This window comes from Paraburkholderia sp. FW306-02-B (assembly GCF_058782725.1).
On record NZ_JBYSXZ010000001.1, the window covers coordinates 3,543,444 to 3,563,571 of the forward strand.

Here is a 20,128-nt window from a genome sequence, read left to right on the forward strand (position 1 = left end):
ATACGGACCGTTCCGGTGAGCACGCAGTGCGAGGCGGGAAGAATGACTGCCTTGTCACAAGAGCGGAATGTGCGAGAACACCGATTCCAGATGTTCCGCTGCCTCCTCCAAGCTAGGGGACCCGCTTAAGTGTTAGCGGTTTGAGCCGCTTTCTTTTGCCTACTTTTCTTTGCGGCAGGCAAAGAAAAGTAGGTGCCCCCCGCACAGGGGGAACGCTAATAAACCAATAAGAAAACAAGGAAAGGCCAACGCCGTAGGCACAACAACCATAGCGCCGCGAAGGCAAACAAGGGAGCCCCCACCGTGCCGTGGCATCAAAATCAAAACCAAACAGCGCAGCACCATAGCGGGTTTTTACCGGAATGCGCTAACGGGACTATTCTCCTTATTGCCTGTCAACGCACAACTTTAAGAAGCGGAGTTGAACCATGACTGAAGACGTACGACTGGAGCGCGACACGTTCGGCGAAATCGCCGTACCAAACGCTCGGCTTTGGGGCGCGCAGACGCAGCGCTCGTTGCAGAATTTCCGCATTTCGACCGAGAAGCAATCACCCGAACTGATCACCGCGCTGGCCGTGATCAAGCGCGCCGCCGCCGAAGTGAACCTGGGCCTCGGCGTGCTCGACGAGAGCAAAGCAAAGGCGATCATGCAGGCCGCCGACGAAATCATCGGCGGCAAGCATCCGGACGAATTCCCGCTCGCGGTCTGGCAAACCGGCTCCGGCACGCAGACCAACATGAACCTCAACGAGGTGATCGCGAATCGCGCGAGCGAGCTGCTCGGCGGCGAGCGCGGCGAAGCGCGCAAGGTGCATCCGAATGACGATGTGAATCGTGGCCAGTCGTCGAACGACGTTTTTCCAACCGCTATGCACGTGGCCGCCGCCTATGGAATCGTCAGGCATCTGATGCCCGCGCTTAAAACCCTGCGCGACACGCTCGACGGTAAAGCGAAAGCGTTCGCCGACATCGTCAAGATCGGCCGCACCCACTTGCAGGACGCGACGCCGCTCACGCTCGGCCAGGAGTTTTCAGGGTATGTCGCGCAACTCGATCAGGGCATCCGTCACGTCGAATCGGCATTGCCGCATCTGTACGAACTCGCGCAGGGCGGCACGGCGGTCGGCACCGGTTTGAACGCGCATCCGCAATTCGCGGACAAGGTCGCCGCAGCGATCGCCCGGCTGACCGGCGTGCCGTTCATATCGGCAGCAAACAAATTCGAAGTGATGGCCGCGGCCGACGCACTGGTGTTCGCGCACGGCGCGTTGAAGACAGTGGCCGCGAGCCTGAACAAGATCGCCAACGATATCCGCTGGCTCTCGAGCGGCCCGCGTTGCGGCCTCGGCGAGCTGTCGATTCCGGAGAACGAACCGGGCAGCTCGATCATGCCGGGCAAGGTCAATCCGACCCAGTCCGAAGCATTGACGATGCTATGCGCACAAGTGTTCGGCAACGACGTCGCAGTGAATATCGGCGGCGCGAGCGGCAACTTCGAGTTGAACGTATTCCGGCCGATGATCGCGCACAACGTGCTGCAATCGATCCGTTTGCTTGCCGACGGCGCGCACAGTTTCAACGACAACTGCGCGGAGGGAATCGAGCCGAATCGCGAGCGTATCGATACTTTGCTTAACGAATCGCTGATGCTGGTGACGGCGCTCAATCCGCACATCGGCTACGACAAAGCCGCGAAGATTGCGAAGAAAGCGCACAAGGAAGGCACAACGCTGAAGGCAGCGGCGCTTGCGCTTGGCTTCGTCACCGAGCAGCAGTTCGACGAATGGGTGCGGCCGAAAGATATGGTCGGGCACCCAGCGACCTGATCGAGTCGAATGCCGCTGTGAGCTTGCCGGCGGGCTGCGCGAACAGACTCATCGCGCGGCCTGCCCGTGGCGCATGTAACGCATTCACGCCTGTGATATCCGAAGCGACGCCTAAACCTTCCCCTGCGCCACTTCCTCCGGCTTGAGTTCGACGATCGCGTCGAGCGCTTCCTTCACGTCCATCGCGTACTTCGCCAGACGCTTCTGTTCATCCGTCTCGGGCACGAACGCGGGCACCGGCACCGGGTGGCCGTTTTCGTTAACGGCGACCATGACGACGAGGCAATCCGTGGTTTGCAGCAGCTCGCCGCCCTTCGGATCGCCTGCCTGCACCGACACGTGGATATGCATGCTGGTGCGGCCCGTCGCGACAACCCGGGCGCGCAGTTCGACCAGATTGCCGACTAGAATCGGCCGGCGAAACCGGATGTTGCCGACGCTGACCGTCACGCAATAGCGCCCCGACCACACCGCCGAGCACGCATACGCAGTCTCGTCGATCCACTTCATCAAGGCGCCGCCGTGCACCTTGCCGCCGAAGTTGACCGAGCTGGGCTCGGCGAGAAAGCGGAAGGTGGTTTCGGAACGGTCCAGCGGCGCTAAGGCAGGGGTGCTCATCTTGACTCCGATCAATCGGATGCATTGAAAGGAGCCGATTATACGAGCGCAATATTGACTTCGTCGCGAGATTGGCAGACTTGCGGCAAGTGGGTGGCAGCCCTGGGTCCTGCCGCTTCGACGCGATTCTTACGATCAACTTTCGTTTAACCCAGCTCACGTCGCGGCCTGAATCGTCACCCGCATCGTCGCTCAACTCGCGGCCGAAGCCGCCGCGCGCCGCGGCGCGACCGCCGACGCAAAGCGCTCCCGGTAATCGAGCGGCAGCACGCCGAAACGCCGCACAAACGCGCGCCGCAAATTCTGTTCGCTGCCGAAACCGCAGTCGAGCGCGATCCGCTTGAGCGGCCGGCGCGACTCCGCCAGCGCTCGCGAGGCCGCCTCCAGCCGCAGCGCGGACACGGTTTTCGCCGGCGTGCGGCCGACCTCGTCGGCGTAGCGCCGCGCGAAAGTGCGCGGACTCATCTGCGCGCGCTCGGCCAGCCGCTCGACCGACAGATCATCGCGCAAGTGCGTCGCCATCCAGCTATGCAGCGCCTCGAACGGCCCGCCCGCCGATGCCTGCGCCGCCAGCGCCGCGCTGAATTGCGACTGGCCGCCGGGCCGCTTCATGAACACGACGAGACGCCGCGCCGCCTGCATCGCGACCGCGTGGCCCACGTCTTCTTCGATCAGCGCGAGAGCCAGATCGATGCCTGCCGTGACGCCCGCCGAGGTCCAGATCACGCCGCCCGCACCCTGATCCGTGCTTTCACGCTCGTCGCGAATGAAGATCGGATCGGCGTCGACGTGAACTTTGGGGAAGCGGCGCGCGAGGTTTGCCGCGTTGCGCCAATGGGTGGTCGCGCGGCGGCCGTCGAGCAGGCCCGCTGCCGCGAGATAGAAGGCGCCGGTGCACACCGAGCAGACACGGCGCACCTGCGGCGCGCGGCGCTTGATCCACGCGACGAGCTCCGGCTGCAAGGTGCTGTGTTCGTCGATCGGGACGCCGGGGATGATCAGCGTGTCGATAACCTGGTCGTCGAGCGAGTCGAGGCGCTCGGTGACGACCGGCAGGCCGGGAAAGGTCTGCAGCGCGCCGCCGTCGATCGACGCGACGGTGGTGCGGTAGGCCACCGGCGCCACGGGCTTGCCGCCGGATTCGGCGGAGACGGCTGCGGCAACGGTCAGTTCGGCGCGGCAGAACGCTTCGAGCGGTCCGCTCGCGTCGAGCAGCACGAGGTCGGGCGCGACCGCGAAGACGATGTGGCGAACAGGCATCATGAAAGCACCACCGCCGAGCGCTTACGCGACCGCGCATACCCAAGCGTCGCGAGCGCCGACAGACCCAGTAGCGGAAAAATCGCCGCATTGATCGTCGCCCAACCGAAGTGCGCGAGCAATTGCCCGGCGGATAGCGACCCCAGCGCGGAAAACGCAAAGGTCGTGAATTCGCTGGTCGCCTGCGTCTTGGCGCGCTCGGACGGACGATACGATTGCGCGAGCAGCGTCGTGCCGCCGACAAACATGAAATTCCAGCCCACGCCAAGGCACGCGAGCGCCGCATAGAAGTGCGGCAGATCGGTCGAACGCAACGCGAACACCCCGCACAGCGCCGACAGCGCGATCCCCGCGCCGATCACCGGCAGCACGCCGAAGCGCCTGATCAGCCGCGCGGAAAACAACGACGGCGCGAACATGCCGACCAGATGCCATTGAATGATCGCCGCACCGTCGCCGATCGTGTGGCCGCACGCGACCGCGGCAATCGGCGTCGCGGTCATCACGAACATCATGACCGCGTAGCCGAGCGCGTTGTTGGCGAGCGCTGCGGCGAAGATCGGCTGACGCACGATCTCGCCGAGCGGCCGCGCGGGCTCGTGAGTCATCGTCGCGCTCGCGGACGGCGCGGCGTTGCGATACAGCAGAGCCAGCAACGCAATCGACGCAAGGCCGAAGCCCGTGACGAGCGCATAGGAGCCCGCGAACGCGACTGGCGCGAGCCAGTCCTTACTCCACGCCGCCAGCAGCGGCCCGCAGACGGCGGCCACCACGCCGCCGGTGAGCACCGTCGAAATCGCCCGGCTTTTACCGTCGATGCCGACGGCATCGGCGGCCGCCAGCCGGTAGTACTGCGCGAACGCCTGAAACACGCCGACCGTTGCCGTACCGGCGCAGAACGCCCAGAAACTATGGTGAAAGATCGCCCACACCGAAACCATGCCGCCCAGCGCGCCGACGCCCGCGCCGAGCATGAAGCCCGCGCGCCGCCCGATGCGCGCCATCAGGAACGACGCGAAGATCGTGGTCAGCGCGGCGGCAACGGTGATCAGCGAAAACGGCAGCGTCGCGAACGCCTTGTCGTCGGCGAGCGTGTAGCCGACGAGACCGGTCAGGGTCAGATCGATTGAAACGGACGAGGTGTACAGCGCCTGGCAAACCGCCAGCACGCGCGCGGCGCGCCGGCCGTGCGGATCGGAATGACGGGAGTCGGCGTCAGCGGCGGAAAAAGTGGAAGCTGCGGATGGCGGCATCGGTCAGGCCTCGGGCGGCGGAAGTGGCGATGTCTGAATCGTCACATGGCCGGTAGTGGCAGAAATGACAATGATGCATCAATTCCAGCCAACCATCCCCATGACCCGCTGCAAACCGCGATCGCGGCCGTAGCGCTTGGCCGTAGCGCTCACTTATGGAAGGTGACGCCTTCGTCAATGGTGCCGTACATGGTGATGCTGCCCGTACCCGCAGCCGGCGAACCCGAACCGCCCTGCGCGCACGCACTGAGCAGCAAGGCCGCGGCAACGAGAGCAAGAAGAAGTTTCATGACAGCGGTTCCTGCAAAGACAGACTTCGATTCTAGCCTGGCGGCCCGGCGCCGCTCAGCAGGCCGCCTGGCTACCCGCGCCCACCGTCTTTTCGTAGCTGCTGCATTCCATCATTCACGCTAAGCTGAAACATCGAATACCGCAGACAGATACAGTGGACTACATGGCGCCGTGCCCGCGCCGCCCACCGGAGACGCTCGATGCCCGCCCCCCTCGCAGACGAACAGAATCACTTCCCAGGCTTGAGCCGGATCGGCGCGTTGCTCGCCGACCCGGGCCGCGCCGCGATGCTATGGGCGCTGATGGACGGCAGCGCCCGCCCGGCCGGCGAGCTGACTATGATCGCCGGGCTGTCGCCGTCGGCGGCCAGCGCCCATCTTGCGCGCTTGACCGACGGCGGCCTGCTCGCGCTCGAAGTGCGCGGCCGGCATCGCTACTTCCGGATCGCGACGCCGGATATCGCGGCGTCGATCGAAGCGCTCGCCAACGTTGCGCAACTCAGCGCGCAACAGCGGCCCGTGCCGCGCCCGGTTCGGACCGTGCCGGTCGACATGCGCTATGCGCGTACCTGCTACGACCATATGGCGGGCGAATTGTCGGTGCGCGTGTTCGAACGGTTGGTCGAGCGTGGCTTGTTGACGCTGCACGGCACGTCGCTCGAGGCCACCGCCGACGGCGCCGCCCGCTTCGCCGAATGGGGTATCGACATGGGCGCCCAGCAGACCCGCCGGCGCCGCTTTGCCTGCACCTGCCCCGACTGGAGCGAGCGGCGTCCGCATCTGGGTGGCGCGCTCGGCGCGGCGCTGCTCGATTCGTGGTCGGCTCACGGCTGGGTCGAGCGTACCGAGCGGCCGCGCATTCTGCGCATCACGCCGGCCGGTCATCGGCATTTCGATGCGTTTCTGGCCGCGTGAAGCGGCATATCGGGCCCGTTTTAATGACAGAAATGCCGCAGTTGCCTTACAAATAAAGGCATTGAGACCTTTTGTTACACGCTGGTGAGGTGGCCTTACAAAACTGGGGGCCTTGAAACAAACCGTACGGGTAGAGTTAATTCACGAATGCTGCAAAATGCGGCGTCCGTTGGAGATAACTCATGAGAACAGTCACCGCACACCCCCATTCGACGCTGCGCGTCACCGGCTATACGCTGATCGCTGCCGCCGCCTTCATGTTCGCGGCACAAGCCACGCTCGCGCAGGAAATCCAGCAGGCGCCGCCGGGTGCCGCAGCACAGGTGGCGGCTAGCCAGAACACCGATCCGCCCGGACGCGTCGCGCGGCTGAACTACACGGCCGGCACCGTGACCACCGAACCGGCCGGCGCGACCGACTGGTCGTATGCGCAGATCAATCGCCCGCTTACGACCGGCGACCAGTTGTGGAACGACCAGAACGCGCGCTCCGAATTGCACATCGGCTCGACCGCGGTACGCCTCGGCCAGTCCACGAGCCTCGACCTGCTGAATCTCGATGACAGCAGCGCGCAATTGAAAGTCGCGCAGGGTACGTTGTCGGCCCGGGTGCGCGAGCTCGCACCGGGCTCGTCGTATGAAATCGACACGCCGAATCTGGCGCTCGGCCTGAACGGCCCCGGCGACTACCGCGTCGACGTCGCACCGGACGGCAGCAGCACCACCGTCACCGTACGTAGCGGCAACGCAACCGTGTACGGCGACAGCGGCCAGGTGCCGATCGCCGCCGGCCAGCAAATCAGCTTTGCCGGCACCAACCTGCAACAGGTCGCCGACAACGGCGCGCCCGGACTCGACGGCTTCGATCAATGGGCCGCGAGCCGCAACGCCGCGGAAGACCGTTCGGTGTCGGCGCGCTACGTGTCGCGCGAGATCCCGGGCTACCAGGATCTCGATGCCAACGGCACGTGGCGCAGCAGTCCGCAATACGGCGAGGTGTGGGTGCCGCGTGCAACGCCCGCCGGCTGGGCGCCCTATCACGACGGTCACTGGGTATGGCAGGCGCCGTGGGGCTGGACCTGGGTCGACGACGCACCGTGGGGCTTCGCGCCATACCACTACGGCCGCTGGGCCTATGAAGACGACGAGTGGGCATGGGTGCCGGGCCCGATCGTGGTCAGCGAACCGCCCGTGTATGCGCCGGCGCTAGTCGCCTTCGTGGGCGGCGGTGGCGGCGGAGTCAGCTGGGGCGTGAGCCTCGCGATCGGCGGCGCGGTCGCGGCCGGCTGCGCATGGTTCCCGCTCGGCCCGGGCGAGCCGTGGCATCCGCACTGGGGCGATCACGATCACTGGAGCCCGCGTTACTACGATCGCGTCAACCAGACGACGATCGTCAACAACTACAACCACAACGTCAACGTGACAAACGTGAATGTGAACAACATTCACAACACGTACATCAACTATCGCGCGCCGGGCGCCGTGACCGCGGTGCCGGCGACGGCTTTCGTGCACGGTCAGCCGGTTGCGCGCTTTGCGCAGAAGGTCGATCCGCAGCAATGGCGCAACGCACAGATCAATCCGGGGGCCCCGGGGATCGCGCCGGTTCGGCAAAGCTTCGGGCCGGGGCTGCGTAATGCGAACTACCGGCCGCCTGCTGAGGTGGCGTCGCGCGCGGTAGTGGCAACGCGCAATCCGGGGATACCGGCGGCGTACCACGATAACCTCGCGCAACGTTTTGCGCAGAGCGGCGGACGGGTGCCGGGCGCGGGTGAGCCGATCGTGCGGACTTCCGTGCCGGCGCACTTCGCGAGCGGTCCGGGCGTGATGCCGGTGCAGAACGTGCGAGTCGTGCAGTCGCATATCGCCGGCCGGACGCCGGGCGCGGCACCGGGTGCGCCGGGTGCGCCGCGTGCGCCGGGTGTGCCTGGTACACCTGGTACGCCGGGTGCTCCTAACGCAATGCAACAGGCCGGACAGCGGCCGGGTGAGGCGCCGTTCAACGGTCAGCCGCAGCATGGCGGCGAAGCGCAAGCGCGGCCTGGCATGCCGCCGCAAATGGCTAATGAGCGGCCACAGCCCGGCCAGGCCGTTCATCCGTCCAACGGCGTGCCGCGTCCGCCGCAAGCGGGCGGCGGCAATCCGAACGGCTTTGCGCAGCAGCAGCCGCAACACGGGATGCCGGGGCAAGCGAACCTGCCAGCGGCCCAGCAGCCAGGTGCGAATGCGCCGAACGGGCGTCACGAGCCGGTATGGACGCAGCCGCACACGCCGATGGCCCAGCAGGCGCAGCAGCACGGCGGCCCGCAGCAGCAGGCAGGACAGCCGGGTTTCGCGCCGCAAACCGGCGCGCAAGCTAACGCAGGGATGCAGCAGCATGGTGCACCGCGTCCGCCGGAGAACCCTGCCATGACGGCCCAGCAACAGCACGGCCAGCCGCGTCCGGCGGACAACCCTGCTGCGGCACAGCAGGCGCGCCAGCCGGAATTCCAACCGCAGCCGCAACCCCAGCAGGTACAGCGTCAGCCGCAGGCACCGCGCCCGCCGGAAGTCCACGCCCAGCCGCAAGCGTCGCGGCAGCAGGAGTTCCGTCCGCAACCGGTACAACAGGTGCAGCAGCCCCAACCACGTCAGGAGTTCCGCCCGCAGCCGGCGCCACAGCCGCGTCCTCAACCGGTGCAGCAACCGCGTCCGCAGCCGGTGCAACAGATGCAGCAGCAACCGCGTCCGGAATTCCATCCGCAGCCGGTGCAACAGGTGCAACAGGTGCAGCAGCAACCGCGTCAGGAGTTCCATCCGCAGCCGGCGCCGCAGCCGCGTCCGCAGCAGGTGCAGCAGCAACCGCGCCCGCAACCGGCGCCGCAGCACACCGAGCAGCATTCGGGTAGCGGCAACCGTGACGAGCATCACAAAGGCTAAGCGCGGTCGTACCTCATCGTTTGACAGCAGCAAGAAAAAACCCCCGCGATTCACATCGCGGGGGTTTTTCTCTGTGACCGGCGGCAGACGCTTAGATCGCCATCGGCGCCGTCAGCGGCTCGTGATGGCGGTAACCGACCAGCGAGAAATCCGACGGCTCGATCTTCTCGAGCCATTCCGGCTCGTACACGCCGGTTTGCGCGTAGTCCGGCACCCGGTCCGCGATCGCGAAGGCCGGGCTCTCGTACGGCTCGCGCGTGAGCTGTTGCTGCAACATATCGAGCTGATTCTCGTAGATGTGCGCGTCGCCGATGAAGTAGGTAAACCAACGCGGCGTATAACCCGTCAACCGGCCAACCAGATGCAGCAAAGCGGCGCCTTCGGTCAGATTGAACGGCGTGCCGAGCCCGACATCGTTGCTGCGAATGTACAGACACAGCGAAATTTCACGGCGCGCCACGTTCGGCAGGAGCTGATAAAGCAGGTGGCAAGCCGGCAACGCGATCTGGTCCAGCACCGCGGGGTTCCACGCATGAAACAGAATGCGCCGGTCGGCGGGATTCTGCATGATCGTGTCGAGACACTGGCGCAACTGGTCGATCGCTTTGTACAGCAGCACTTTGTGGCTGCCGTTTTCGTCGAATTCGGTGACCACCTGAAAGCCGCGCGCGGTGGCGTCGGCCAGCTGCGCGCTCGCGGCGGCGTCCAGCACCTTGTAGGCAGGCCATTGGCGCCACTGCACGCCGTACACGTCGCCGAGGTCGTCCGGGCCTTCGCGATACGGATTCGCGAGCCATTGCGGATTCTGGTTGGCATTGGCGTCCCACACCTTGCAGCCGAGATCGCGAAAATCCGCCGCGCTGCGCGACGCGCGCAGAAACCCGACCAGCTCGCCCACCGCCGACTTGAACGCCAGCTTCTTGGTCGTGACCGCCGGGAAGCCCTGCTGCAGGTCGAAGCGCAACATCGCGCCCGGCATGCTGATGGTGCGGATGCCGGTGCGGTTCTCCTGCCACGTGCCGGTGTCGAGAATCGTGCGGACGAGGTCGAGGTATTGTTTCATGCGGGTTCCTTCGGCCGGCGCGTGGGCGCGCCGCGGAGATGAGCGGAAAACCCGATTTTAACAAGCGTAGCCGGGCCGCGCCCGGTCGCGGCTTGCGTAAAGCGGAAATGTCAGTGGGAAACCCGGCGAGCGGGACCCGCGCGGCCTGTCAGAGATGCGGCACCGAAGCCGGCAAATCGCCGTGCGGCGTGACCAGCGGCTCGCCTTCCATATGGCGCATGCCGTGTGCGCAGAGCAGGCGGTACAAGGTCACGCGCGAGATGCCCAATTCCTGCGCGGCATCGCCCAGACGCCCGCGATGACGCAGCAGCGCCAACTCGATCGCCTGACGCTCGGCCGCTTCGCGCGCCTGCGCGAGCGATACGGGCACGATCTCGACATACTCGGCCAGTTCCAGATCGCGCGCCGTGATCGCGCGCCCTTCCGACATCACGATCGCGCGCCGCACCCGATTGATCAATTCGCGCACATTGCCCGGCCAGCCGTAGTTATGCAGCGCCGCGATCGCATCGGGCGCGAAGCCGCGCAAACGGCGGCTTGCATCTTTCTTGAAACGTTCCAGCATGTGCCGCGCAAGCAATTCGATATCCTTACCACGTGCGCGCAGCGGCGGTTCATCGATTTGCAGCACGCACAGGCGGTGATACAGGTCGGAACGGAACCGCCCTTCGATCATCGCGGCGGTCATATCCACGTGAGTGGCCGAAATGATGCGCACGTCGACGTCGATCGAACCGTGCCCGCCCAGCCGCTCCACCTTGCGTTCCTGTAAGAAACGCAACAGGCTCGCCTGGCTTTCGAGCGGCAAGTCACCGATTTCGTCGAGAAACAGCGTGCCGCCGTTGGCCGCTTCCACGCGGCCGATCTTGCGCTGATTGGCGCCGGTAAACGCGCCGCGCTCATAGCCGAATAGTTCGGATTGCAATAGATGCGGCGGAATCGCGCCGCAATTGATCGGCACGAAAGGCGCGCTGCGGCGCGCCGAGCGTTCGTGGATCGCTACCGCGGTCAATTCCTTGCCGGTGCCTGATTCGCCCGAGATAAACACCGGCGCGTCGGTCATCGCCACTTTGCGGATCGAGCGGAACAGCGCGAGCATCGCATCGCACGAGCCGACCATTTCGCCTTCGGCGCCTTGCGACCCATCGTTCGAAGCGGGTTCGCCCAGCGAGATCATGCCGTACGCGTGACCGACCGAATCGACGATTCTGTCGCCCGCATACGGCACCGTTACATAGTCGAAACAATAGTCGCGCACGAGCCTGCGCAAGGCGGCGTCCTGCAGTTGCCCCGGCATGGTGGCCGCAACCCAGCCGACGTTCGGCATGGTCAGGCAAGATTCGAATGCGGCGATTTCGTGTGACTGAAAGTGGCTGGACAGATCGAGCAGTCCGCCCGCAGCCATTCCGGCGCGAACCGCACGGCGCACATCGCGCGCGGACCCAACGACTTCGACATGCCAGCCGCGCTGATGAAAGCGGGTATTCAGTTCCGCGCTCGGATCGCGTGAAACGTAAATTAGTTGCCGCGTTGCGGGTTCCATTATTCAGATCCTCTCGTCAACGAACGTTAAGGATGACGCACGCACCTGAACCCAGGTTCAGACACGCTGACTCATCCGGGATTCGCGAATCGCAAAAACCGAACGGCCATTCCATTCCGTGCGGACAGCTGATCCCCAAGAAAGCGGCGTGTGTGTTTGAGACGGCCCGTTAGCGGGCTTTTTTAAATCTGAAGCTGTTTTCGAGAGCTTACTATACGCGCGCCGCCTGGAAAACAATTATGCGAATTTAATCGGGGACTCCTTACCCCACAAGGCTGAGCTGGTAATACACAGGTATTAAGCTTACGAATAAAAGCATGCGGAAGCGCTTTTCCTGGCGTTCACCCAAGGTAGTACGTACCTATGCGATTTACGAATCACAGGTATTTTCTGCCTGCCGTTTCAGCTCTGAAACGTTTTGGCTCGATTTCTCAATTGTTACTCCGCGGTTTGCGGGTCGCATCCAGATACATCAATGGATTGCGATCCATGGCACATGTTTCGCTAAATGCCATGCACCAAGGAGACACATCATGCGCCTCGCTTTCCGCATCGACATGAGCAGAATTGCGCCTTGCGCCGCACTTTGCGCAGCGCTTTGCGCCGCTGGAGCTCTTATTGCACTGCCAGCCGGCGTCAATGCCCAGGAATCCGTATTAGTTCAATCCGTCAATCCGACCGATACCGCCGATACCGGCTCCGCCACCCTCGCGAGCACGATGCCCGTAGCGGCGGCCTCGCCGGACGCGACGGCTACCGTCACCGCCGCGGCGCTTGAAAGCCGTCAGCTGGCCGGCGAGGTACTGAGTATTCCGGCCGATGCTACATCCGTGAACGATATTTCGCTCGACGACCAGGTGCTGTCGCGGCAACGCGGCGGTGCGGTCGGCATGGTGATGGTGGCGACGACGCCGCAGCTGATGCGCGGCAACGGCAACAGCGGCGGCAACAGCGTGACGCTCTGGGACGAGATCGCCCCACCCGCGCCGCTGCCGATTCCGATCGACGCCGCGCGTGCTGCGCAAGGCAACGTCGCCAATTACCAAAGAAAGTAGCCGGACAAAACTAGCAACGCAATTCAGCGGTCGGCGCGTTCCCGACCGCTCATCAGACAAAGCAAGGACTGACATGATCCCCCCAACCCAGACGCCGCGCGCATGCAGCCCGGTGGCGGCGCTACCTGCCCTGCTGCCGGCCACATTGGCGGCCGTCGTCGCCCTGCTCACCGCCGGTTTCAGCGTCGATGCCGCCGCGCAACAGGTCACCAACCCGGGCGACATCATCGTCGAGCGCACGATCACGCCGCGCGACGCTTTCGTGCCGGTGCCGAAGAGCCAGGATCCGGTCGCGGTGCGAGCCACTGCCTTCCCCGCCACGTCATTCAATCCGGCCATGGCCCAGGTGGTCGGCGATACAGATCTGACGAATGCGCATGGCTCGAGCGGCGTCGCCGACGGCGGCGTGCTCAGCGGCAGCGGCATGCAGGCGGTCACGCAGATTCTGAGCGGCAAGGCAACCGGCAACAACGTCGCGCTGAACGCCGGCACCATCGGCATGCCTGGCCCGGGCGTCGGCGGCACCATCACTTCGTCGGTGACCGGCGCGCTGGCGCCGCTCTCGAACGCGCTCTCCGGCGCGTTCGGGGGTCTGAAATGAACCCGCGCCAGTCTTTGTGGCTGCGCGCGGCCCTGCTCACCTGCCTGGCCGGCGCGGCCCACGCGCAATCGGTGCCCAGGATCGGCGCCGACTCGACGATCGGCAGCGGCGCTGCAGCCGGCGTCACCGGCGCGCTCACGGTCAATGAAACCGCCGGTGTCAATAACGCGCAGCTCAATCAGATCGCGATCTCGACCGGCGACGCGGTCGCCAACGACAACGCCAGCGTGCAAAACGCCTCGGTGGCGGCAAGGGTCACGACTGCGCGTGCGTCGATCGAGGCCAATGCATTTTCGAATTCATCCGGTGCGGTGCTGGTGAACCAGTCCGCCGGAGCAGGAAATCTGCAGCGCAACAGCACCCAGTTGGGTACCGCGGCGCTCGGAGTCGAGACCGTCTCGGATGGGGAGCTATCCGCGACTGCCCCGAAAAACGGAGGTCCGGGTCAATCCATCGGGGTTCATAGGGTACGCGAGGCAACCATCTCCAGCGATGCCTTCAAGAACGTCAATGGAATCGTACAGATCAACCAGACAGCCGGCGCCGGTAATGCCACGGCAAACAGTTTTGTGCTCCGTCCCCCGGCGGGCACTCTTTTTAACTGACCACACTTAAAGTATCGGAGCGAAATCATGAAGCGCACTCTTATCGCCGCAGCCGTACTCGCAGCAGCATCGGGCAGCGTATTCGCACAGGGGTTCGATGTCCCGTACAACCCGTACATCTTCAATGCCACGCTGGTCGGCGAAGAAGTCGGCATCGAAGGCTTTGTCACGCTGTTTGGCTGCGTGCAGGTCTCGGGCACGGCCGGCGCCGTCGTCAACAACACGCAAAACGTGATGACGAACGCGACGCTCAACCCGAACGCACAGACCTACACGTCGGGCCACATCACGACCACCATCAACAATAGCTACGACTCGGTCAAGGGTGGCGGCACTGCATTCGCGACGGTCACGCGGTCGAATTCGTCGTCCTCGTCGTTCTCCGAAGGATTCGGCGAATCGTCCGGCTACGCGTATGGCCATCAAAGCAGCTCGATTTCGGGCGGCGGCTATGAGTACAGCCAGAAGAGCGCCGCGATCGAAGGCAACTTCAGCCACAGCAACCAGAACCAGGGCGGCCATATCTCGGCCGGCGGCCAGATCGGCGGCAGCTACCAGTATTCGGTCGACAACGACCCCAGTCACGGGCAGGGCTCGTTCCACGCGCAAGGCGGCTACTCGGCCGACTACCACCAGTCCAGCTATAGCAATTCGAATAGTCTGGCCGGCGGATTCGAAGCGGCGTCTGGCTCGGGCCAGGGCGCTGCCTGGAACTTCCACGCTGACCAGGGTTCGGGCTACCACGCCTTTGCCGAACAGGAAGGCGGCTACAGCAATCGTTCGTCGACCGAGACCGACAGCGTTTCCGCCGCATGGGGCGTCGACGCCTATCTGAACAAAACCGACGTGGATGTGACGGGCTCGGTGACGGAGCACATCAACACGCAAAAAGCCGGCAACCTGACGGCGACCACGGGCACCGGTGTCGGCAACGGCGTGTCGGGCAACGTCGGTATCAACATCGCGGAAGGCATCGACAACGCGCAAAGCAACGAAGCATCGCTCGCATCGGTCGATGTGGGCAACGTGTTCGGCAATGCGCAAGTCTTCAACACCCAGACGTCGGCCGGTACCGCCAGGATCAACAACTTCATGGTCAACGCATCGCTTGGCGACAATTCGTTGCAAGGCGCGTCAGGCAACATCGGCGTGAACGTGGCAGCCGGCATCGGCAATGCGCAGAACAACAGCCTTGCCGCTTCCACGACAACTGTCGAGGCGCATCACTCGTCGGATGTCGCGATGGTCGCGACCGACCAGAGCAGCCAGATGGCTAACCTGGGCTTTAACGGCTCGTTCGAAGGCACCGCGATGCTGGGCAACAACACACTGCAGTACTCGAGCGGCAACATCGGCGTGAACATCGCCGGCGGTGCGGGCAATCTGCAGCACAACGGGTTGGCGATCGCGGCGCTAATAAAAGCAGGAGACCAGCATGTCCGGGTTCAAGGGGTTCCCGGCGCTACGGTTCGCCGCGGCGCTGGCAGGTTGTGCTCTGTGCGCGGGTAACAGCTACGCGCAGGCGAGCATCGACACGACCAGGTCGGTTGGCGTCCCGCTGACCAAGACGGTTCGTTCGATGAAGGACATCCGTTACAACCACATCGTCAATCAGCAGTTCGACTACAGCTGTGGTGCGGCGGCGCTCGCGACCCTCCTCAAGTTCGGCTACGGCATCGATATTCCGGAAACCGAACTGATTCGCCGGATGATGGTGTTCTCCACGCCTGAAGTCGTTATCAAGAACGGCTTCTCGATGCTCGACATGAAGAAATTCGTCGAGACCATCGGCTTGCGCGGCCGCGGCTTCCGGGTCAACGCCGAAGCGCTCCAACACCTTCAAATCCCCGTAATGGTTCTGATGAACATCGACGGGTACGAGCATTTCGTGATCGTCAAGCATGTCCAGGATGGCCGCGTGTTCATTGCGGACCCGGCGCTCGGCAATCGCATCGTGCTCGAAGAGGACTTCGCCAGGACCTGGAACGGCCTTGTGTTCGCAGTCCTCGGCAAACCCTTCAGGGAGGATTCACCGCTGTTGCAGGACAACGAGTCGCTCGCTCTCAAGCTGCGCGCAAGCGCGCTTGCCAACGGCACCGCGGCGACGCCCTTTGTCGAGTACGGCTTGATCAAGGCAGACCTGTTCTGACCCAACCATGAAGCGTCCTCTCTCACAGTTAGGCCTCGCGATCTGCGCCACAATGTGCGGCCTGACTAGCAGCGCCTACGCGTCACAAAGCGCCGGCTCGCCACCGGCGCCCGAATTTATCGCGTCGCGCGATATCGACTCCGCCGCTATCAAGGTGCAGATGGTGGACGACGATGTCCTCGCCAATCAGACCGGCAAACATGCCGGCGCCCCCATGATTTCCGGCTTCGTTCTGAATGTGATTTCGCAATGGCAGCTGCCCAACGGCGCGAACGCTCTCGCCCAAGGCACGCTGACTGCCGTGCAGAACGCGGCCGGCCAGCTGGTCAGCACCGTCAACACGCTTGCACGCGTGAACGACGGCGGCTTCGGCAATCCAGGAGCCAACTCGGGGGCCAATCCCAATGCTCAAGCGAACGGCGGACAGAGCATATCGGTCAACGGCGTCTCGCAAGTGACGCAAGTGGCAGGCGATCGAAACATCGGCGCCAACTCGGCACTCATCGATTTCAACAATAACGCCGCGCCGCTGGCAAGCGCCGCCAACGCACCGTCAGCGGCGGCCAGCAATTCGGCCGGCTCGATCAAAGCCGGCATTTCCTTCGGCAGCAACGGCGTAAGCGTCGCGCTGCAAACACCCGCCGGGCTCGCCACCCAGACCATCACGCCGGGCAACGGGCAAATCGCCCAGTTGCTCCAGATTGCAGGCAATAACCAGCAAGTCGCCAACCAGTTGCAGTTGCATTTGCAGACGCAGCAAATGTCGGCCGCAATGATCCGTCAGCTTGGCGTACTACAAGCCCTGCAAAACGCCAGGAGATAACGATGCGGGCCCGCCACCCGCTTGTTGCAGCAGATGCAGTACCGATACGGCAGCGCAATGCCAGCAAACAGGCGGCGCGCTACCGGAACACCGGGGGAACACAAAATGAACAACATTACATCGACAAAGGTGCCGCGAATGGCACTCGCGGCCATTCCAGCCGCCGTCATGCTGTTCGCACTGTCCCAAGAGGCGGGTGCGCAAGCGCTCGCTGGGCAGTCGGTTGAAGAACGTCTGAACACGCTGATGCGTGTGGTCGACGAGCAGCAGCGGCAGATTCACTCACTCGAACGACAGGTTACCAACCTCGAAATGGCGCAACGCGGCCGTGGCGCGCCGGGCTACGGTGCGCCCGCGGGCAGCGAAGCCGTGGCCGAGCAACCCGGCGCCGACGGCCTGCCAATGCCGCTGCCGCCACTCGCGCAGGTCAATCCGGGTACGCCCGCGACGGGCGGCAACACCGGCACGGCGACCGGCGTGCCGGTCTATCCGCCGGTGCCCGAGGGCAATACCGCGGGTGGCTTGCCGGCCGCCACCGACGGCAGCGGCGCGATCGGCCAGACCCAGAAGGCCGCCGAACCGGTGCGCACGCAAGCCGAGGAAGCGGTCGTGCAGCGCGAACATGCACCGCTCTTCGATCACAAGCTGACGATGGACTGGGGCATCAGCGACACCTACTACGATCGCCGCCAGTTGCAGCTGTCGGGCTTCCTCGCGCTCGACGCGATTTTCCTCGGCAACATCAACCTGGGTGAGACCAAATCGCACCAGGTGATGGCCGATCTCGATACGCGCTACGGCCTGACCGACCGCATCAGTATCGACGTGGACGTGCCGTACATCTACCGGCATAGCAACTTTATCGTCGGCGGTGCGGGCGGCGCAGCGAATACGCTGTCGGACGCGTCGGTAAACGGCAGCAATATCGGTGACGTCAACTTCGGGATCTACTACCAGTTCCTGAAAGAGACCAACAGCCTGCCTGACGTAGTGGGCAGTTTGCGCATCAAGGCGCCGACCGGCACGTCGCCATTCGGCGAGAAGCTGGTGCAGCTCGACAGCAACAACACCAACCTCGTTGCGCCCACCAAGCTGCCCACCGGCACGGGCTTCTGGAGCATTACGACCGGCGTCTCGCTGTTGAAAACCTATGACCCGGTGGTGCTGTTCGGCAGCCTTTCGTACACCTACAACATCGCGCGGTCGTTTGCGGACATCTCGTCGGTGCAGGGGCAAACCCAGCCGGCGACGGTCAAGCTCGGCGACATCGTGCAATTCGGCGGCGGCGTGGCGCTGGCGTTCTCCGATAAGGACTCGGCCAGCATCTCGTACACGATGGCGCTGGAACCCGAATCGAAGACCCGTGCACCGGGCGGCTCATACGAGAAAGTGCCGGGCAGCGAAACCACGGCCGCGGCGCTGAATTTTGGCCTGAACCACGTCGTGAACAAGCACCTGACCATCAACGGCTCGGTGTCGGTCGGCTTGACGCCCGATGCGCCGAACTTCGTGGTCGGTGTGCGGTTTCCCTATACCTTCTGACATGTCAACAATACGAGGTCGAACGTGCGTGAATCACCTCATCTGACTAGCGTGACGCCGGGTGCCGGAACGGGCGCGGGATCGCATATGACGCTTGCACTGCCGAAAGACATGCCTGTGGGCCGTCCTGTCGAAGCCGTGACGAACCGTGCCGCTGTTGCACCGGTTACGTCGGCTACTGCGGTTACCGCGGTTACCGCGATTGCCGGCGCGACGGCTGCCCGTGCGCAAACGGAACGCATGCTGCTGTACGTCGCGCGTACGCCGGACGAAACCCTCACCGCGCATCTGAAAAGCCGCGGCTGGCACGTCGCCGTGGCGCGTTCGGCGCACGAGCTAGGCAGGCTCGTGAAGCCGGACGTGGCATGTGCCGGCATCGTCGATCTGGCGAGCTTTCCGCTGCGCGATCTCGGCGGACTCGAAGCGAGTTTGCGCCAGCAGCAGGTCGGCTGGATCGCGCTCGCCACCCGCGAACGCCTGACCGATCCGGAGGTGCGGCGGCTCGTGCGCCACTACTGCTTCGACTACGTGAAGATGCCGGTGGCGAACGCGACAATCGACTATCTGGTGAGCCACGCGTTCGGCATGGTGACGCTGTGCGAGCCGGAACTGGCCCTGCCCGTCGACGCGTCGGGCGACGACGAAATGGTCGGCACCTGCGAAGCGATGCAGCAACTCTTTCGCACCATCCGCAAGGTGGCGAACACCGATGCGAGTGTGTTCATCTCCGGCGAGTCGGGCACCGGCAAGGAGCTCACCGCGCTGGCGATCCACGAACGCTCGCCGCGCCGCAAGGCGCCGTTCATCGCGATCAATTGCGGCGCGATCCCGCATCATCTGTTGCAGTCCGAACTATTCGGCTACGAGCGCGGTGCGTTCACGGGCGCCAATCAGCGCAAGATCGGCCGGGTCGAAGCGGCGGACGGCGGCACGCTGCTGCTCGACGAAATCGGCGATCTGCCGCTCGAAAGCCAGGCGAGCCTGTTGCGCTTCCTGCAGGAAGGCAAGATCGAGCGGCTCGGCGGCCGCGAGTCGATTCCGGTCGACGTGCGGATCATTTCGGCCACGCACGTCGATCTGGAAAACGCGATGCGCGACGGGCAGTTCCGCGCCGACCTGTTCCACCGGCTGTGCGTGCTGCGCGTCGACGAACCGCCGTTGCGCGCGCGCGGCAAAGACATCGAAATCCTCGCGCACCACATTCTGCGCAAGTTCAAGGTCGACAGTGCGCGCAAGATCCGCGGCTTCGCACCGTCGGCGATCGAGGCGATGTACAACTACAACTGGCCGGGCAATGTGCGCGAGCTGATCAACCGCGTGCGCCGCGCGATCGTGATGGCGGAGAACAAGCTGATTTCCGCCGACGACCTCGACCTCGCCCACTTCACCGAGCAGCAGACCATGAGCCTGTCGCAAGCGCGCGATGCCGCCGAGAAGCGCGCGATCGAAGCGGCGCTGCTGCGCCATCGTCACCGGCTGAACGAGGCGGCGGTGGATCTGAATATTTCGCGCGTCACGCTGTACCGCTTGATGGGCCATCACGGCTTGCGCGAGATGAGCGCCCCCGACGAGCCCACGCAGGAATGACGCCGCGCCGGTCAGGGTTCGTCCGCCTCCCGGCGCGGCATTGCTGCTCGCCGTCCGGCAGAAGCGGCGGACCCGGC

17 protein-coding genes are annotated in these 20,128 nt (G+C 64.4%); 11 read left to right on the plus strand and 6 right to left on the minus strand.

The annotated features are described in order from the left end of the window. Positions 1 to 428 precede the first annotated feature (428 nt). Positions 429 to 1,829: a class II fumarate hydratase gene (gene fumC / locus AC3WOG_RS15665; RefSeq protein WP_492578835.1), complete on the plus strand. Its 1,401-nt coding sequence runs from the start codon at positions 429 to 431 to the stop codon at positions 1,827 to 1,829. Between the two features lie 111 nt (positions 1,830 to 1,940). Here the strand turns inward: fumC and AC3WOG_RS15670 are convergent, their stop codons facing one another. The 4 genes from AC3WOG_RS15670 to AC3WOG_RS15685 form a co-directional block, all read right to left on the minus strand. Further along, complete coding sequence (locus AC3WOG_RS15670) at positions 1,941 to 2,447, minus strand: acyl-CoA thioesterase (RefSeq protein ID WP_028199238.1); 507 nt, start codon at positions 2,445 to 2,447, stop codon at positions 1,941 to 1,943. Positions 2,448 to 2,639: 192 nt separating this feature from the next. Continuing rightward, complete coding sequence (locus AC3WOG_RS15675; RefSeq protein WP_492579817.1) at positions 2,640 to 3,707, minus strand: GlxA family transcriptional regulator; 1,068 nt, start codon at positions 3,705 to 3,707, stop codon at positions 2,640 to 2,642. Then, positions 3,707 to 4,960, minus strand: coding sequence for an MFS transporter (locus AC3WOG_RS15680; RefSeq protein ID WP_492578836.1), 1,254 nt, complete (start codon positions 4,958 to 4,960; stop codon positions 3,707 to 3,709). Before AC3WOG_RS15680 ends, AC3WOG_RS15675 begins: the two co-directional genes overlap by 1 nt. A gap of 149 nt (positions 4,961 to 5,109) precedes the next feature. Further along, a complete protein-coding gene (locus AC3WOG_RS15685) occupies positions 5,110 to 5,250 on the minus strand; it encodes a hypothetical protein (protein WP_492578837.1) in 141 nt (46 codons plus the stop codon). A gap of 201 nt (positions 5,251 to 5,451) precedes the next feature. Here AC3WOG_RS15685 and AC3WOG_RS15690 point away from each other — a divergent pair, with 201 nt between their 5' ends. Both AC3WOG_RS15690 and AC3WOG_RS15695 read left to right on the plus strand, forming a co-directional pair. Beyond that, positions 5,452 to 6,165: an ArsR/SmtB family transcription factor gene (locus AC3WOG_RS15690; RefSeq protein ID WP_492578838.1), complete on the plus strand. Its 714-nt coding sequence runs from the start codon at positions 5,452 to 5,454 to the stop codon at positions 6,163 to 6,165. 182 nt (positions 6,166 to 6,347) lie between these two features. Beyond that, positions 6,348 to 9,083, plus strand: a complete 2,736-nt coding sequence (locus AC3WOG_RS15695; protein WP_492578839.1) for a DUF6600 domain-containing protein — start codon at positions 6,348 to 6,350, stop codon at positions 9,081 to 9,083. 91 nt (positions 9,084 to 9,174) lie between these two features. On the opposite strand, the gene AC3WOG_RS15700 is transcribed toward AC3WOG_RS15695, so the two are convergent. Further along, positions 9,175 to 10,146, minus strand: a complete 972-nt coding sequence (locus AC3WOG_RS15700; protein ID WP_492578840.1) for a thymidylate synthase — start codon at positions 10,144 to 10,146, stop codon at positions 9,175 to 9,177. Positions 10,147 to 10,294: 148 nt separating this feature from the next. Beyond that, on the minus strand, positions 10,295 to 11,689 hold the full coding sequence (locus tag AC3WOG_RS15705; protein ID WP_492578841.1) for a sigma-54 dependent transcriptional regulator: 1,395 nt from the start codon (positions 11,687 to 11,689) through the stop codon (positions 10,295 to 10,297). A gap of 317 nt (positions 11,690 to 12,006) precedes the next feature. Here AC3WOG_RS15705 and AC3WOG_RS15710 point away from each other — a divergent pair, with 317 nt between their 5' ends. From AC3WOG_RS15710 to AC3WOG_RS15745, 8 genes are all read left to right on the plus strand, one after another. After that, complete coding sequence (locus tag AC3WOG_RS15710; RefSeq protein WP_492578842.1) at positions 12,007 to 12,744, plus strand: hypothetical protein; 738 nt, start codon at positions 12,007 to 12,009, stop codon at positions 12,742 to 12,744. Positions 12,745 to 12,817: 73 nt separating this feature from the next. After that, positions 12,818 to 13,345 carry a FapA family amyloid fibril periplasmic chaperone gene (locus tag AC3WOG_RS15715; protein WP_492578843.1) on the plus strand — a complete coding sequence of 176 codons (528 nt, stop codon included), beginning with the start codon at positions 12,818 to 12,820 and terminating at the stop codon, positions 13,343 to 13,345. Further along, positions 13,342 to 13,950, plus strand: coding sequence for a FapB/FapC family functional amyloid domain-containing protein (locus AC3WOG_RS15720; protein ID WP_492578844.1), 609 nt, complete (start codon positions 13,342 to 13,344; stop codon positions 13,948 to 13,950). Before AC3WOG_RS15715 ends, AC3WOG_RS15720 begins: the two co-directional genes overlap by 4 nt. A 27-nt stretch (positions 13,951 to 13,977) precedes the next feature. Continuing rightward, positions 13,978 to 15,459, plus strand: a complete 1,482-nt coding sequence (locus AC3WOG_RS15725; RefSeq protein ID WP_492578845.1) for a FapB/FapC family functional amyloid domain-containing protein — start codon at positions 13,978 to 13,980, stop codon at positions 15,457 to 15,459. Beyond that, the gene (locus AC3WOG_RS15730; protein ID WP_492578846.1) at positions 15,386 to 16,099 is read left to right on the plus strand and encodes a C39 family peptidase; all 714 of its coding nucleotides are present in this window, start codon (positions 15,386 to 15,388) and stop codon (positions 16,097 to 16,099) included. Before AC3WOG_RS15725 ends, AC3WOG_RS15730 begins: the two co-directional genes overlap by 74 nt. Before the next feature lie 7 nt (positions 16,100 to 16,106). Continuing rightward, positions 16,107 to 16,922 (plus strand): peptidase C39, encoded by an 816-nt coding sequence (locus AC3WOG_RS15735; RefSeq protein WP_492578847.1) that lies wholly within the window; start codon positions 16,107 to 16,109, stop codon positions 16,920 to 16,922. 105 nt (positions 16,923 to 17,027) lie between these two features. Then, on the plus strand, positions 17,028 to 18,464 hold the full coding sequence (locus AC3WOG_RS15740) for a hypothetical protein (protein ID WP_492578848.1): 1,437 nt from the start codon (positions 17,028 to 17,030) through the stop codon (positions 18,462 to 18,464). Between the two features lie 24 nt (positions 18,465 to 18,488). After that, positions 18,489 to 20,051: a sigma-54 dependent transcriptional regulator gene (locus AC3WOG_RS15745; RefSeq protein ID WP_492578849.1), complete on the plus strand. Its 1,563-nt coding sequence runs from the start codon at positions 18,489 to 18,491 to the stop codon at positions 20,049 to 20,051. Positions 20,052 to 20,128: the final 77 nt, after the last annotated feature.

What these genes read in the sequence shown, in the direction of transcription:
- AC3WOG_RS15725 (WP_492578845.1), top strand. Translation starts at nt 13,978, where the DNA reads ATGAAGCGCACTCTTATCGCCGCAGCCGTACTCGCAGCAGCATCGGGC.
- AC3WOG_RS15680 (WP_492578836.1), bottom strand. Translation starts at nt 4,960, where the DNA reads ATGCCGCCATCCGCAGCTTCCACTTTTTCCGCCGCTGACGCCGACTCC.
- AC3WOG_RS15695 (WP_492578839.1), top strand. Translation starts at nt 6,348, where the DNA reads ATGAGAACAGTCACCGCACACCCCCATTCGACGCTGCGCGTCACCGGC.
- AC3WOG_RS15735 (WP_492578847.1), top strand. Translation starts at nt 16,107, where the DNA reads ATGAAGCGTCCTCTCTCACAGTTAGGCCTCGCGATCTGCGCCACAATG.
- AC3WOG_RS15685 (WP_492578837.1), bottom strand. Translation starts at nt 5,250, where the DNA reads ATGAAACTTCTTCTTGCTCTCGTTGCCGCGGCCTTGCTGCTCAGTGCG.
- AC3WOG_RS15690 (WP_492578838.1), top strand. Translation starts at nt 5,452, where the DNA reads ATGCCCGCCCCCCTCGCAGACGAACAGAATCACTTCCCAGGCTTGAGC.
- AC3WOG_RS15705 (WP_492578841.1), bottom strand. Translation starts at nt 11,689, where the DNA reads ATGGAACCCGCAACGCGGCAACTAATTTACGTTTCACGCGATCCGAGC.
- AC3WOG_RS15730 (WP_492578846.1), top strand. Translation starts at nt 15,386, where the DNA reads ATGTCCGGGTTCAAGGGGTTCCCGGCGCTACGGTTCGCCGCGGCGCTG.
- AC3WOG_RS15740 (WP_492578848.1), top strand. Translation starts at nt 17,028, where the DNA reads ATGAACAACATTACATCGACAAAGGTGCCGCGAATGGCACTCGCGGCC.
- AC3WOG_RS15710 (WP_492578842.1), top strand. Translation starts at nt 12,007, where the DNA reads ATGCGGAAGCGCTTTTCCTGGCGTTCACCCAAGGTAGTACGTACCTAT.
- AC3WOG_RS15720 (WP_492578844.1), top strand. Translation starts at nt 13,342, where the DNA reads ATGAACCCGCGCCAGTCTTTGTGGCTGCGCGCGGCCCTGCTCACCTGC.
- AC3WOG_RS15675 (WP_492579817.1), bottom strand. Translation starts at nt 3,707, where the DNA reads ATGCCTGTTCGCCACATCGTCTTCGCGGTCGCGCCCGACCTCGTGCTG.
- fumC (WP_492578835.1), top strand. Translation starts at nt 429, where the DNA reads ATGACTGAAGACGTACGACTGGAGCGCGACACGTTCGGCGAAATCGCC.
- AC3WOG_RS15715 (WP_492578843.1), top strand. Translation starts at nt 12,818, where the DNA reads ATGATCCCCCCAACCCAGACGCCGCGCGCATGCAGCCCGGTGGCGGCG.
- AC3WOG_RS15700 (WP_492578840.1), bottom strand. Translation starts at nt 10,146, where the DNA reads ATGAAACAATACCTCGACCTCGTCCGCACGATTCTCGACACCGGCACG.
- AC3WOG_RS15670 (WP_028199238.1), bottom strand. Translation starts at nt 2,447, where the DNA reads ATGAGCACCCCTGCCTTAGCGCCGCTGGACCGTTCCGAAACCACCTTC.